Below are 14,267 nucleotides of genomic sequence, written 5' to 3'. Positions count from 1 at the left end.
AAAGCAGATTTTAAGGAAAGATAGTCAACTTTATAAAATTCAAACCTACCGGATAAATTCTTAGGTCGATTTTATCGAATACTTTTATCTTCGGAGATTAAATTTTCAATCTACCCTATGTTTTTTAAAAAATCACTGGCTATCGGATTACTTTGTCTGCTCTCTAGCGTATGTTGGAGCCAAAGTCAAACCATCAAGATCCTCAGCTACAATATCTATCATGGCGAAGACCCTTATCAGTCCAATCGCCCCAACCTAGACCAGGTCATTTCACTCATCAAGCAATTAGATCCAGATATCGTCGCTTTTCAGGAAGTCGATAGTATGACTACCCGTACAGCTCGGGTATATGGCGAAAAAGTGGACTTGGTAAAAGAAATCGGAAAGCAAACAGACATGGCGGCTTACTTTGCCAAAGCGATGGATTATGCTGAGGGAGGTTATGGTGAAGGATTACTCGTCAAAGGTTCTCCTACTTTTTCCACGCAACTGCTACCGACACCTGTAGGTGGTGAACCGAGATCAGTCGCCTGGGCCGAAACAGCGGATCAAATTCTAATCGGAGGAACACACCTTTGTCATCAATTTGAAGAAAACCGAAAAGCACAAGTTAAGGCAATCGATGAGGCTATCCAGAAGCAGCAAAAACCGGTGATTTGGATGGGCGACTTAAATTTTGGTCCCAATGATCCCGAGTATACTTTAATCAAAGACGCTTATACGGATGCTGCAGTAGCAGCGAAAAATGAGCAACCTACCTATCGGTCAGAGACATTTGCCGATCGAATAGATTATGTTTGGTATTCGAGCAAAGATTTCAAACTTGTCAGTTATGAAGTTTTGGATGTACCCTATTCAGACCATTTCCCAGTACTAGTCACATTAGAAAAATTAAAACCATGAAGTACAGCGCTATTTTTGCCATTTTGCTAGTGGCATTTTCCTCTTGCCAAAAAAACACTACCGAACAAGAAAGCTCCGAACCAGTAGCAGTGGATTGGATCCAATTATTCAACGGGGAAGACATGAATGACTGGACCATAAAGATCCGAAAGCATGATCTAGGAGACAATTATGCCAATACTTTCCGTGTAGAAGATGGGCTAATGAAAGTCCGATATGATGGTTATGAAGCCTTTGATCAGCAGTACGGACATATTTTCTACAATGAACCATTTTCTTATTACCTCCTTCAGGTAGAATACAGATTCACAGGAGAGCAAGCTCCAGAAGGTGAAGGATGGGCTTGGAGAAATAGTGGAGCTATGCTTCATTCTCAAGATCCTAGCACCATGCTCAAGGATCAAAACTTCCCGATCTCAGTAGAGGCTCAATTTCTGGGAGGAAATGGCACAGATAAGCGCTCGACTTGCAATCTCTGTACTCCGGGGACCAATGTGGTTTTGGCAGATACTCTTTTTACACCTCATTGCATCAATTCGAGTTCGGAAACCTATCATGGAGATCAGTGGGTGCAGGCTAATTTCATCGTTTTAGGTGACGAGGCGATACATCACTTGGTAGGTACAGACACAGTATTCAGCTACAATCAGCCTCAAATAGGAGGAGGAAGTGTAGATCCATTTGATGAAAAAGTGAAAATAGACGGAAAGCTACTCGACTCTGGATATATCTCCCTTCAGAGCGAAAGCCATCCAGTAGATTTCAGAAAAGTAGCCGTAGTTGATCTCAGTACCTACAAAAATGACCCCGCTAAAATGAAGGAAATCGTTGAGGAAGCTTTTTCTTCTACAAAGATGAAGTGATTGTATTTCTTTCAAATAAAAAGGGGACAATGATAGATCATCGTCCCCTTTTTAATTATTGACTTTTTAAGCTTTATACATTTACCTTAGTTGTGCCGCCTCCAGCCAAAGTCGTTGGTACCGGAGTATTAGTTTTCCAGCTACCACCAGTGAAGTCAGGTACATCAATCGAATTAGATCTATTAGCTACAGACCACTCACTCAAAGGCGATATACAGCTCCACAATGCCGCATCATAGACATCTTGATCCAAAGGAAGTCCATTTCTCAAGCAATCGATCAGTCTCCAGTCCATCATAAAGTCCATTCCTCCATGACCGCCCACTTGCTTGGCCAACTCCCCTACTTTCAAGACAATTTCCGGCGTATATTTCTTTTCTAGCTCCTTCATCTCTTCTTCTTTCAACCAGCCATGGCCTTTGGCTACACCAGGTTTAGGGTATTTCTGAGCATATCCTTCTGTACCACTCACGACATGAAGTCGGCTATAAGGACGAGGTGAAGTCACATCATGTTGAATCATGATAGATTTTCCATGCTTGGTTTTCACCAATGTCGTATTCATATTTCCACGATAATTTTTGGAAGCAAATTCACCGAAGAAGTTGTCAGCTTCTGCCAGCTCCTGCGCTTTCATCTTCATCTGGAAATCATTGGAGCTCAACGATGTCAAATAATCCATCTGATCTCCTCTGTTGATATTCATGATCTGGCAAATCGGGCCCAAACCATGGGTAGGATACAAGTTGCCATCTCTGTAGTTTTCTTTCAATCTCCACATGCCTTGGTAGCCTTCTTTGTTGAAATTCAAGCTGAGCAAGTCATGAATGTATGCTCCTTCTGTATGCAGAATCTCTCCAAAATATCCATCCCGAGCCATTTTCAAAGTCATCAATTCAAAGAAGTCATAGCAGCAATTCTCCAATTGCATGCAGTGCTTTTTGGTGCGCTCTGATGTCTCCACCAGCTGCCAGCACTCATCCAAAGTGCGTGCTGCAGGAACTTCCACAGCCGCATGTTTTCCAGCTTCCATAGCGTAGACTGCCATCGGAGTATGCCACTCCCAAGGGGTAGCTATGTAGATCAGATCTAGATCTTCTCGATCAACCATCTCTTTCCAAGCATACACAGATCCAGAATATCCCTCTGGGCGGTGTGCTGTATCTTTGGCAAGCAATTCCTTTTGCTTTTCCACTCTCTCTGGAAGCAAATCACACAAAGCCTTGATCTCTACACCTTCTATTTTACTGAGGCGATTGACAGCTCCGGGACCTCTCATTCCCAATCCAACTATCCCCACTCTGACAGTTTCTAATTTGGGTGCTGCAAAACCAGACATATTGAAGTGTTGGACGCGGCTAGCTCCATATTTAGCTTCAAAAGGCAAAATACCTGATTCGCTGGCACTTGCTGCTCCAGCTCCAAAAATCCCCAGTCCCATCAGACCTGTGGATTTTAAAAACTCTCTTCTTGGGTTGTTCTTCATTTTAAAATATTGTTGAATTTGGAGCCTCTAGTTTACCAAAATTTTCAAAGAAGTCAGGCATGTAAAAGATTATTTCGGAAAGGCTTCCTCCCACTTTAAATTCGATTTCTAGTGCAAAAGACCTAAGTCAACAAGTCTAAAAACCGCCTCAATTTTCTCAAATCCTCCTTTTCATTCACTTTTGATTATCTGATCAATCAAGAGAAATTATTTTGAATAATTATTCAACTTATCACTATTGACCAGAGGTCAAGCCGAGGTATGGCGCATATTGTGTCTCCTATGGATTTGGCGCATTCAAAAAATACTGTGTCATCACTGCTTCCGCCTTCAATCCCTGAGGACTGAAATCCGGATCTCGGCGCTTGCCTTCGGGATACCATTTCCAAAAATAAGCTCCAGCCATCCAAGTTTTATCCCATACACTTTCGAAAAATGACTGATAACATAATGCTTGAATCTCCTCCGTAATTTGAGCCTCTTTTCTCTCATTGGGCCAAACCCAAGGTTCCTTAGCTGCATCATGGGTATTGCAGTAGCCTATTTCAGTAAAAATGACAGGCTTTTGAAAATTCTTGACCACGGATTCGATTTCTTTCACATGCGATTTCCAAGCCTGATTCATTTGAGCCAAACTTGGCTTTTCCTTTTCTGACAAAGGAAAATAGGCCTGAATACCGATAAAATCCAAGGCATCCCAAAATTGAATTTGCTCAAATTCAGTAAAATTAGCGGCGTAGACTAGCTTTCCTGAGTACACTTTTCTGACGGCAGCGATGAGCTTCCTCCAATCCTGCTCTCTGCCGGAAGCTTTCTCCAGCTCTGTACCGATGCATAGGTAAGGAATTGAAAGTCGGTCTGCAAGACGAGCATAATCTAAAATAAAGTCCCTGTAACTTTCAAACCAAAGCTGCCATTCTTCCTCAGATTTCATTTCTATTTCACCTGGCCAACTCCCTCTCACCCAAATGTGTGGCTTCAACATGGAAGAAATTTGGTGAGAATTAGCAGAATCCAAGGTCACTTGAATGCCTTTACCCGACTCTCCCCACCACTGTCTATCTCCTTCTATTTCCCATCGGATGTCTGGACTATCGGTACTTTGTTGCCAACCAAATGGCGTTTGCGAAATCGCATTGGCACCTGTGGATTTCAGGGCTAAAAATTCCCCGCCGGCAAGTGGATTTCTGCTTCCTACCCAGCATACCCCTTTTAGTTTCTGCGTCCAGACTGGTATTTCACTTTCAGGAAAAAGCCACAAAAAACTCATCATCAAAAAGATGAAGGTTACAGAACTAAATAAATATCTTACTTGAATTTTTCGCAAAACTGAATGGGCTATTGTTATGATTCAGACATCTATCCCATTGCAAACTTTTGCTAAGCTAGTCCAATGGTCTCACCTGAATATTTTCAAGATTGATCTCTGAGAGCAATTCCAATTTACCTTTTTCGTAGAGTTCTTGCATCTTTTCCACAGGAGTATTTTTATCCTCCGGCTTGAGATTGAGGTAATTTTGAAAGCGAATACCGCCTACTTCTTGCACCTGACTCACTTCCCGCATCCGTACGCCTCCTCCATCTGTGTGGTAGCTATAGGCCATAAAATCCACCAAATGATCCTCCGTACCGATCCAATACAAAAACTCATCATCAAAATCTTCTCCTCCTCCATCTTGCTGAAAAGTCACTTTGATCAAATCATACGATTCCCCATTGATATCAGTACGGCCAAGGTAAGTTTTGATCGCTGCAGCGTCATTCAACCCGTATGGTAAATAGGCAAAGTAAGCGACAGAATTGACTGAGCGGGAAAAAGCTCCAACTCTCTCTTCCGTGAGCGTATCGATGGCCACTTGATTGACAGTCCTGACAAAGCCTTGATTAGTAAGTACATCTTTGACCAGGCCAGTTGAGTCGGAAAATTCCCGAGAATATTCAAAACCAGCTGGAGTTTTCTCTATGGTGTAGTGGATATCTCTGAAGTCAAACTCAATTTGAGAACTCGCATAAGTATCTCCACCATGCGCTTCAATAGCCAAATCCACAATTTTATCAGCTTCAGATTTACTTTCACAAGAAATCAGAAATACACTCAATACAAATCCTACTAAATACCTCATTAGCTTCTGTTACTTATTTCAATTGAAAATCAGAATAACTATAAATGGCCCGAAGAAACTTCCGGTTTCCATTTTCATCTACCCGATAGCTTTCTCTTTGACCATAAAACTTCAGATTTCCGGCTTGGCTAAAACTCAAATTCTCGATTTGACTTCTATGATCCTTGAGTTGTACTTCATTTCCGGCCATTAGGTTGGTTTTCGAGTCAAAATAATACCACCAAACATCTTCATCGGGACCATATTCTGCGCGAATGACTTGCACTTCCTTTTCAAAAACCGTCCGTACTCCCTCATAAACAAGCTTCACGTTTTCTTCCTGCAGCAGCATCAATGGCTGCATGACTACATAATAGGCCGCATCAAACTCCTTTCTTTTTGCTTGAAGAAAACCTGAATTTTGAACTGAATTCTCCCCCATCTTATAGCTAGTCTGCTCTCCGTCAAACTCAATCACATGCTTGATGCTATCCTTTTCCCAGGAGATTTTTCCTGTTAAGGATGGCTTCAGTTGAAACTGAATCAATTGGTCGGTCTCTGATTCGACATCTCCATTTTCGTCCAGCAATTGCGTCCATTTTCTAAATTGGATCTCACTCATATCTTCAAAAGCTTTCTCTCCTCCGTGCGCTTCAATTGCTTTTCCCAATAGATCGATCGCCTCTCGCTCTTCTTTGGGTTTACAGGCAAAGAAAGTAATCAGAAGGAGCAACATGTATGAAGTAACTCTCATATAGAAACTGAATTTTTCATGAAATTAAATGACTGTGGACGGTAATCCCACAAGATGCCTATCCCTACCAAACTGTATTCCAAAATCAGAAATATGGGTTGTTCAAAGTTATCCGCATTTCCATAGGCCTGATAGGAAAAAATTGATGTAAAACTCCAAATCACAAATGTGACCCTTCCAGAAATCACACTCAGTCCCAATCCAGGGATCAAATACCAAGGGTGCATAACCGGTTGGAGCAGCAGGTAAAACAAATAAATACCGATCCACAGTTCTATCAACTTGGACAAGGATTGAGGCTTGGATCTCCAGGCTCCATACCAAACTCCTACAATCAGAACAATTCCTAATATTTTGGTCAGATAACCAATTGTATTATAGCCTTCTATCCAGTATCCAAGCTCACGGAGCAAGTAGTACACCGAGGCATTGAATTCAAACTTGCCTTGATACAGTTTCAGACTTTCGAAGAACTTGACCCAGGCATCGTCCCACACCAGTGGAACAAATGAAACAACCAATGCCACTAGCGAACCAATCCAGAAAAACGGACTTTCTTTGATTTTTCGAAAGAAAAACCACGCTGGAAAAAGAATAAACGGCAATAACTTCATCCCGATCGCTAGCCCCCAACTCATGCCCGACAGGAACTTTTTATTTTTGGAATAAGCGATCAAGGCATATAAAAGAAATACGAGAACAATTCCTTCAAAATGAAGATTGCCCGAGATTTCCATGATTACAAAGGGGTTGAGCCAGTACAAGATGAGCTGGCGGATCGGTAGTAGAAATCGCTTCGAAAGTTTCAGGAGCGCAAAAAAAGTGAAAGTTTCAAAGAACAAAAGAAGCAATCTCAGAGTGTAATATCCATTCCAGACAAATCCATACATGGCTTCTGCTGCAATCCAAAACACCAATTGATTCAATGGCGGGTAAACGGAATAATAATCCGGGGAATTCATTGCATCAAAAAGCTGAGCCTGAAGAGCCGAGGCATTTCCTGTTTCTTCCATCCATTCCGAAGGCTTGAGTCGATACGGGTCTTCTCCCAATCGAACCAACTCGCCATCCCATAAAAACCTCACATAGTCTTCAGATAAATTAGGCACAGAAAACAACAAGCACAGCCTCAGCCCCAACCCAATCCAAAAGATTTTTTTCCAAGATGTATCAGCTTTTGAATACGAAAAATAGATCGCAAGCATTCCTGAAAACGCGACAACAAAGCCCAAAAACAAAGAGAAAAACTCCTCTCTAAGTACGTGATAACCTAGCCAATAAATAGCAATGACTAAAGCAACAGTTCCGGCTAGCAGCCCAGTTTTGGTGATCCAGGATTTCAAAGTCCAAGATCCTTTCGCAGCGGTTCAAATAGCTTTTCGTTCTTATTCCAATAATCTGACAATTCCAATTTTTTTCGAACTGCTTTGGTGACTTCCTGATCACCATTTCCTTTGATTTGGATTTCCTCCCATGCTAGGATTTCAAAGGGGAAAAATGCTTTGTATTGTATCTTAAGTGATCTATTCAGAGTCGGATAAAACACGACTAGTTCGGAGGTATTATCCCCTAGATCAGACTTAGAAATTTTTGCTCGGTAATCGTTCATTTCCACATGTGAAAATCGCTGATAGATCAGACTGGGAATCAGTCGGGCATCTCCTTCTGCAATCAAATCTGGATTGATTCGAATCAAATTAAACAATTCATCTTCTGCTTGAGCTTCTATGGTCAATTCCTGATCACCTTCAGACTCGAAATACGAAAAAGACTGAATCTTATACTTTGAATTTTTCCAGTTCATCTGGGTAAAAGCCTGTCCGCACCATTCTGTGACAGAGGCTGCCAATTTATAAGAGTTCGTTTCATCATTTACTGGCGTAAAAACAGAAAGCATCGTGTGATATGGATAAACTCCAGTCACAAATTCCCTTGTCATATTTAGCTTGAGTACTTTTCGGGCATCAGCTCCCACACCAGCGGGATCATCCAGTTTCACTTGCTTTCTTCTAGAAAAATCCTCCGTTACGAAGATCATGACTGCATTTCCCTCTCTCACTTCCCCATACCGACTTTGCTGGAGATCAAAGACATTGATTTCGGCTTTGCCTTGAAACCAATATCCTGCAAACTGGTCCAGATCAACACCTTCCCTGCTTTGAGGTGCGCAGGAAGCCAGCAAAAGTGAAAAACTGATCAGAAGAACAAAGGAAAACCTTTTCATGAATGAGCTTTTAGAGTTTCTGTCTAAGTTGGACAAATTTACCAATACTTGAAAATCGTCAAAATGATCTTATATCCTGCACCAAAGACACCTTTCACCGTGCCGCTGACCTTGGAGACACCGATGCGCTTTCTATACTTGACAGGTACTTCCATATATTTCAATCCAGCCTGATGAGCTTTGATCTGCATTTCTATAGTCCATCCAAAGTTTTGATCCACCATATTCAGACTCAGGAGCTTTTGCCAATCAATCGCTCTAAATGGGCCTAAATCCGAAAATTTGGCTCCTTGAATGTATTTCATCATGGTCGTCGCCAGCCAGTTCCCAAATACCTGCGGAACAGTCATCGATCCACTTTCTCTTTGACCCAAAGCTCTGGAGCCAATGACTATATCAGCTCTACCTTCCATAATCGGCCGAACCAAACCGGTCATTTCTTCGGGATAATCGCTGTAATCCCCATCCAAAAAAACGATAATATCAGGCTGAATTTCTTGACTTTTAACCCAATCCATCGCGGTAAGGCAGGCTTTACCATACCCTTTCTGCGCCTCAAATACCACCACCGCTCCGGACTGCTTCGCGACAGCAGCTGTCTGATCAGTGGAATTATTATTTGCCACCACCACATTGCGGACAAAGGCAGGAATATCCCGAATAACTTTGGGAAGGGATTTCTCCTCATTGAAAGCAGGAATAATGACGTCTACGATTGCTTGGGACATATTATCGACCTAATGCGTAGGATTTGAATGATGTGATAAATACAAGGGAATAGCCTATTGCCAACATCAGATGAAAAGGCAAAAAGAGGTAATGGTGATGGAAAAATGCCATCACTACCATCGCTGTAAATACAAGCGATAGAAGACCTTCAAACCAAGTAGTTATAGGCATTTTAAAAGTAAGATAGAGGTTGTTTTTCAACTTGCTTTTTCCTCCCTCAAGGTTGAATTTGGGAGTTCTCACAAAGGGTGATTTCTTCCCTGAAAGACCTTCCCAAACTGCCTGTGCATTGTGAAGCCCTAGTCCCATCGACACGGATAGAAATAAGGGGAGCAGAAACAAGGCCTGCAAGAAACTCTTCGATTTCCTTTCCTCCCGATAGAGGTAAGAAAACAAATACACCAAGGCAATCAATGCAAAACCAACCAAAAACACACCTGCAACTCTTAATCCTACTTCAGGCAAAAGCCCCTGATAGCCCATCCACCAGACTCCCAAACTACTCAAACTGACCAGCAGCACCGCTATGAAAATGGTACTATTGAACAAATGGGCCATGGCGTGAAACTTCACCGTAAAGGAATGACTTTCAGACAATACCTTAGAGGCATGCTTAGCCGCACACTCCGCTCCCCCTTTGGTCCATCTAAATTGCTGAGATTTGATAGCAGACATGACGGGTGGCAATTCGGCTGGAGATTTGATTTCCGGTCGATATACAAACTCCCACCCTTTTCTCTGAGCTCTATAGCTCAAATCCAAATCTTCAGTCAAGGTATCGTCATGCCAGTTGCCAGCATCCATGATGCATTGCTTCCTCCAAATCCCCCCAGTTCCATTGAAATTGATAAATGCTCCTTGGTGATTTCTTCCAATCTGCTCGATCAAAAAATGAGCATCCAAGGCAAAAGCCTGAAGTCTGGTGAGCAGCGAATATTTTTCATTCAAATGAGTCCAGCGAGACTGTACCATTCCCACATTTTCTTCTTTAAAATAAGGCAACGTATGAAGTAAAAAATCCGGCTCGGGAATGAAATCCGCATCAAATATCGCTATAAACTCCCCAGAAGCTTTGTCCAATCCTTCTCTCAAGGCACCAGCTTTGAATCCTTGTCGATTGCTACGGTGAATGTATTGAAAATTAAGCTGCGGATATTCTTTGATTTTTTCCTGAATGATCTGGACTGTCTCATCAGTACTGTCATCCAAAATCTGAATTTCAAGCATTTCAGAGGGATAATTCAGTTTCGCCACCGAATCAATCAGTCTCTCCACTACAAACAACTCATTGAATATTGGGAGCTGAACAGTCACCTTCGGGAAATCATTTTTGAGGGTCCTCAGATCAGATTTTTTCTTCTTTGCTTTCAGAAAATGAAGCAATAAATGTCCTTGGGCCAGACTATAGATGAATATAAAAGTCATTCCCAGAAGGTAAACTCCCAGTAAAAGATATGCGATGAATTCAGGCATTGATTTTCACAGAATCATTTCCGATGATCACCGGCATTTCATTGATGCGGCCTTCTTCTGGACCATTTTCTAGTTTCAATACACCACGCGGACAGACCGAAGCGCATACCCCGCAACCCACGCAGGAGGATCTTACAATATTTTGACCTCTTTGAGCATACCATCTGACATCGATCCCCATCTCACAATAGGTAGAGCAATTGCCACAGGAAATACACTGTCCTCCATTGGTGGTGATTCTAAAGCGAGACTTAAATCGCTGAACTATCCCCAGATAAGCAGCCAATGGACAGCCAAATCGGCACCAAACCCGATTCCCCATAAATGGATAAAACCCCGTTCCGACCACTCCGGCAAACGCCGAACCTATGGCAAAGCCATAAAATGAGTGCAGCTGATTGGTCACATCGCCCAGCAACCAAAAATCTGAGAAATAATTGGCAATCGTCAACACAGTCATGACCACAGCCAAAACCAAAACTCCGTGGATCAAATATCTTTCTATTTTCCAGGATTTGAGACTCTTGTCAGAAAGCTGACGATAAGGGTCGCCGACAGTTTCGGCCAGTCCACCACATCCACATACCCAGCTACAATACCATCTTTTACCATAGAAGTACGTGAAAAGAGGTACGCCAATAATTATCAACATAATCCCCCAAATCAACATAAACATCCCCACCGAACCATTGGAAAGGAAGGTATCCAACTGATAAGAATAGAAAAAATCGTAATCCAGTGGCCAGATGTTTTTGAAATCAAAATAGGGCTGATTCAGCAAAACCAAGATTTCCGGAATCAAAAAGGCAAAAGCGGTTTGGAAAAACATCACGGAAGCCGTTCGAAGTTGCTGATATTTATTGCCTCGGTATTTTCTAAACATCCGAATACCCATCACCAAAATGGCTAGCGTGTATACAAATCCATACAAAAACCACTGACTTGCGGGATTGCCAGATAAAATCCTACTCAGAGGATCCACCATCGCAACCAGATTGACCAGGTAGGCTGGAAACCAATACAGAATCACATAAAATAGAATCAGATAGGTCCCTGTCAAAATCCCCAACCAACCTCGATTTTTCATTTTAGAATGGAAAATTCCATTGTTTTTGACTCCTTCTGGTTCTCCTTGGTACTTGGGAAGATTGTATGCCAGACCTCCCAGCACCGCCAACCCTATAGATAGAGACATCCACAACCACGGATTTGCTTTCACCGGGCTGCTCAAGGCGGCTTTTGCAAGAGGAAAACTATAATCATCCCAGATAACCTCATCCCACTTTCCTTCTGCTTTCAATGCATCATTATAGGCTCCAAACTCTTGATTGAATGCACCTAAAAATTGAAAATTGGAAGAGTAAACCTCATCATAAATCGGACTCAGGATCTCCTGCATCTTTTCCAGATGGAGCTCTTTGGTATTGACCTCGACCATTTCCTGACTCAGCTGGTAGCTGCCTAGGAATGGAATTGCCGTAAAGACCACTAATCCGATCAAAAACAAAGACAACCCTATTTTCTGAATCACTTTCATACGCTCGCTCCCAATAGCTTTTGAATTAAAGTCCGTTTGGCTGGCTTGAAATCTCCTCCGATTTGTTTCAAAAATTCCTTCTGAATCTCGATATAGAAAGGAGCGAAAAACTCCGGGTCAAAATTCGCCTTGCTCAACTGAGCAATTACTTTCTGTCCAGACCAGCCTTCCTTGATCGCACGATCAAAAAACTCATGGCTCAATCGAAAACCAAAATTATTAACACCTATCAGTTTGCCCCCTGTATCCATCAGCATTCTAAAGGCTACCTTTTTTTGCGGGTGTTGCCAGTAAAAATTTTTAAAATCATCCTCATTCCAATCAGCGGGAACTATTCCATAGGTTTGATATTCCACGTCTAGGAATTTGGCTGAATTAAACCAAACACCAGGCTGATATTCTGTGATTTGACCAGTTAGGGTTAAAGCCAATGTCTCTCCATGCATCCTCCCGGTGTACCAGACCTGCTCTATATTTTTCCGATCTGCAGCAGGCTTTTCTTGAAATTCAGCACAGTCACCAATTGCATAAACATCAGGGATGTTGGTTTCAAATCTTGAATTAACCATGACTCCACGATTCACTTCCAATTTGGAATTTTTGAGAAAATCCACGTTTGGCTTCACACCGGCAGTCAATCCCACAAATTCGCAGGGGATTTCTTCTCCCTGATTTGTTTTGATGGCTCTTACTCTGCCATTTCCATCGTCCAGGATTTCTGATAGCTCAGTCTCCAACCTCAAATCAATATGATGCTCCTTCACATGTTCACTGATCAACTCTGACTCTTCCTGTGGTAAGACATTTCTCCAGAATCCTTTTTCCCTCACCAAAAATGTAACTGGAATATTTTTGTAGGCTAACATCTCGGCCATTTCGATCCCGATCAGTCCGCCTCCTACGATTACCGCTCTCTTTACATATGTCGTATTGGCTTCCATCAGCTCCAAATCCTGCTTGGAATACAAACCTTGCACTCCCTGTAGCTCTTGTCCCGGCCAGCCAAACTTATTCGGTTTGGACCCCGTGGCAATGACCAATTGATTGTAGGACAAAGATTCCCCAGATTTTAACGACAGTTGCTTGCGATCAAAATCCACTGATTCTACCCAGCCTTCCTTGAGGTTGATTCTATTCTTTTCCCAAAAAAAATTCTCATAGGGCTGTGTATGCTCAAATTTCATATGTCCCATGAAGACATACATCAAAGCTGTACGAGAAAAAAAGTATTTACTCTCACCTGACACCAGAGTGATTCGGACCTGCTCATCGCGCTTCCGAATGTGCCGGGCCAAAGTCACACCGGCTATTCCATTTCCGATGATCAAGATATGTCTTGTAGAGTCCATCAATTCCTTTTCAAATTAAGACTAATCATTCAGACTCCAATTGTAATCCAGATAAGTGACTTTAGCATCCGAGTCAATTCGGATTTTGCTATAGCTGTTGAGAAAATCAATCAAAGAACCGTCCCTCGTAAAATCCCCGGAAAACCAATTGAAAATAGCTGATACCTGCACTTCATCCTTCTGGATTTGGTTGCGAGATGGATCATTGACAAATTCTTTGGCTACAGCCTCCAGTTGAGCTTCCAGCTGATCAGCTGTAAAAGCAAAAGGCTGTAATGGAGGACAGGATACGGAGGCACAATTAATGGCAAAATGAATACGGGGTTCCTCAAATTCCTTCCTCAAAATTCCATGCTCAATTTCATCTAGATCGGTTTCTTTTCCGCCGATTTCAAAAAATTTGTAATGCCACACGTCGTTGACCAACGGAATCTTCAGCTTTGGTCCCAAGTCTCGAATACTTTCTATTGGATAATGATCCACGATCAATTTGACAGTAAAGGCATTGTAAGCATTGATCCAATAAGCCAGTTGATCCTCTCTGGACCAGGTTTTCCGATCTGGGGCATTTTCTGACAAACTCTTCAGGTAGGATTCCAATTGCTCTTTGTCACGAATAAAACCGGCATAATCTACTCTTCCTCCAGGTTTGACATGCTTAGAAAGCAACTGATCCCAAAGTGAATGATTGGGTGGAGTACTGCCGGCTGTCCCCAGAGATTGACCCTGGCAAGAGCAGACAATAAGCAGAAATAGAAAGTAAAAAAAGAGGTGACGCATGAAATTGAATAGTTGATACCTACGCAGAAAACCAGATGAAGATGCAGAGATCCGGGAAAAAAACCTG

The 14,267-nt window shown here is 42.2% G+C and carries 13 protein-coding genes; 2 read left to right on the top strand and 11 right to left on the bottom strand.

Translation table 11 applies throughout. The annotated features are described in order from the left end of the window. The first annotated feature begins 117 nt into the window (after positions 1–117). Both G460_RS0101915 and G460_RS0101910 read left to right on the top strand, forming a co-directional pair. Positions 118–903 (top strand): endonuclease/exonuclease/phosphatase family protein, encoded by a 786-nt coding sequence (locus tag G460_RS0101915; protein ID WP_035463743.1) that lies wholly within the window; start codon positions 118–120, stop codon positions 901–903. Continuing rightward, on the top strand, positions 900–1,766 hold the full coding sequence (locus tag G460_RS0101910) for a 3-keto-disaccharide hydrolase (protein ID WP_035463741.1): 867 nt from the start codon (positions 900–902) through the stop codon (positions 1,764–1,766). Before G460_RS0101915 ends, G460_RS0101910 begins: the two co-directional genes overlap by 4 nt. Positions 1,767–1,839: 73 nt before the next feature. Here G460_RS0101910 and G460_RS0101905 read toward each other — a convergent pair whose 3' ends face one another. The 11 genes from G460_RS0101905 to G460_RS0101855 all read right to left on the bottom strand — a co-directional run bounded on the left by G460_RS0101905 (position 1,840) and on the right by G460_RS0101855 (position 14,200). Next, entirely contained in the window at positions 1,840–3,252 is a 1,413-nt protein-coding gene (locus G460_RS0101905) for a Gfo/Idh/MocA family protein (protein ID WP_026953783.1), read from the bottom strand. A 280-nt stretch (positions 3,253–3,532) separates the two neighbouring features. Next, on the bottom strand, positions 3,533–4,525 hold the full coding sequence (locus tag G460_RS0101900) for a glycoside hydrolase family 113 (RefSeq protein ID WP_051315874.1): 993 nt from the start codon (positions 4,523–4,525) through the stop codon (positions 3,533–3,535). 112 nt (positions 4,526–4,637) lie between these two features. After that, positions 4,638–5,375 carry a DUF6503 family protein gene (locus tag G460_RS0101895; protein WP_026953781.1) on the bottom strand — a complete coding sequence of 246 codons (738 nt, stop codon included), beginning with the start codon at positions 5,373–5,375 and terminating at the stop codon, positions 4,638–4,640. Between the two features lie 13 nt (positions 5,376–5,388). Continuing rightward, a complete protein-coding gene (locus tag G460_RS0101890) occupies positions 5,389–6,108 on the bottom strand; it encodes a hypothetical protein (RefSeq protein WP_026953780.1) in 720 nt (239 codons plus the stop codon). After that, the gene (locus G460_RS21245) at positions 6,105–7,451 is read right to left on the bottom strand and encodes a glycosyltransferase family 87 protein (protein ID WP_051315873.1); all 1,347 of its coding nucleotides are present in this window, start codon (positions 7,449–7,451) and stop codon (positions 6,105–6,107) included. Before G460_RS21245 ends, G460_RS0101890 begins: the two co-directional genes overlap by 4 nt. Beyond that, entirely contained in the window at positions 7,448–8,332 is an 885-nt protein-coding gene (locus G460_RS0101880; RefSeq protein WP_026953779.1) for a hypothetical protein, read from the bottom strand. The genes G460_RS21245 and G460_RS0101880 overlap by 4 nt, the downstream gene beginning before the upstream one ends. A 38-nt stretch (positions 8,333–8,370) precedes the next feature. Further along, positions 8,371–9,060: a glycosyltransferase family 2 protein gene (locus tag G460_RS0101875; RefSeq protein ID WP_026953778.1), complete on the bottom strand. Its 690-nt coding sequence runs from the start codon at positions 9,058–9,060 to the stop codon at positions 8,371–8,373. 1 nt (position 9,061) lies between these two features. After that, positions 9,062–10,534 carry a cellulose synthase family protein gene (locus G460_RS0101870; protein WP_035463739.1) on the bottom strand — a complete coding sequence of 491 codons (1,473 nt, stop codon included), beginning with the start codon at positions 10,532–10,534 and terminating at the stop codon, positions 9,062–9,064. Next, positions 10,527–12,071: a 4Fe-4S binding protein gene (locus G460_RS0101865; RefSeq protein ID WP_026953776.1), complete on the bottom strand. Its 1,545-nt coding sequence runs from the start codon at positions 12,069–12,071 to the stop codon at positions 10,527–10,529. Before G460_RS0101865 ends, G460_RS0101870 begins: the two co-directional genes overlap by 8 nt. Then, complete coding sequence (locus tag G460_RS0101860) at positions 12,068–13,420, bottom strand: NAD(P)/FAD-dependent oxidoreductase (protein ID WP_026953775.1); 1,353 nt, start codon at positions 13,418–13,420, stop codon at positions 12,068–12,070. The genes G460_RS0101865 and G460_RS0101860 overlap by 4 nt, the downstream gene beginning before the upstream one ends. Positions 13,421–13,441: 21 nt before the next feature. Then, positions 13,442–14,200, bottom strand: a complete 759-nt coding sequence (locus tag G460_RS0101855; RefSeq protein ID WP_026953774.1) for a DUF547 domain-containing protein — start codon at positions 14,198–14,200, stop codon at positions 13,442–13,444. Positions 14,201–14,267: the final 67 nt, after the last annotated feature.

It is taken from the genome of Algoriphagus vanfongensis DSM 17529 (assembly GCF_000429465.1).
In the GTDB taxonomy this organism is placed as follows: Bacteria; Bacteroidota; Bacteroidia; order Cytophagales; family Cyclobacteriaceae; genus Algoriphagus; species Algoriphagus vanfongensis.
This window is presented reverse-complemented; position numbering and strand designations above follow the sequence as displayed.

Excerpts from the sequence above, each read along its gene's own strand:
- G460_RS0101875 (WP_026953778.1), bottom strand. The coding sequence starts at position 9,060 with ATGTCCCAAGCAATCGTAGACGTCATTATTCCTGCTTTCAATGAGGAG.
- G460_RS0101855 (WP_026953774.1), bottom strand. The coding sequence starts at position 14,200 with ATGCGTCACCTCTTTTTTTACTTTCTATTTCTGCTTATTGTCTGCTCT.
- G460_RS0101895 (WP_026953781.1), bottom strand. The coding sequence starts at position 5,375 with ATGAGGTATTTAGTAGGATTTGTATTGAGTGTATTTCTGATTTCTTGT.
- G460_RS0101880 (WP_026953779.1), bottom strand. The coding sequence starts at position 8,332 with ATGAAAAGGTTTTCCTTTGTTCTTCTGATCAGTTTTTCACTTTTGCTG.
- G460_RS0101910 (WP_035463741.1), top strand. The coding sequence starts at position 900 with ATGAAGTACAGCGCTATTTTTGCCATTTTGCTAGTGGCATTTTCCTCT.
- G460_RS0101915 (WP_035463743.1), top strand. The coding sequence starts at position 118 with ATGTTTTTTAAAAAATCACTGGCTATCGGATTACTTTGTCTGCTCTCT.
- G460_RS0101900 (WP_051315874.1), bottom strand. The coding sequence starts at position 4,525 with ATGATGAGTTTTTTGTGGCTTTTTCCTGAAAGTGAAATACCAGTCTGG.
- G460_RS0101860 (WP_026953775.1), bottom strand. The coding sequence starts at position 13,420 with ATGGACTCTACAAGACATATCTTGATCATCGGAAATGGAATAGCCGGT.
- G460_RS0101890 (WP_026953780.1), bottom strand. The coding sequence starts at position 6,108 with ATGAGAGTTACTTCATACATGTTGCTCCTTCTGATTACTTTCTTTGCC.
- G460_RS0101870 (WP_035463739.1), bottom strand. The coding sequence starts at position 10,534 with ATGCCTGAATTCATCGCATATCTTTTACTGGGAGTTTACCTTCTGGGA.
- G460_RS0101905 (WP_026953783.1), bottom strand. The coding sequence starts at position 3,252 with ATGAAGAACAACCCAAGAAGAGAGTTTTTAAAATCCACAGGTCTGATG.
- G460_RS0101865 (WP_026953776.1), bottom strand. The coding sequence starts at position 12,071 with ATGAAAGTGATTCAGAAAATAGGGTTGTCTTTGTTTTTGATCGGATTA.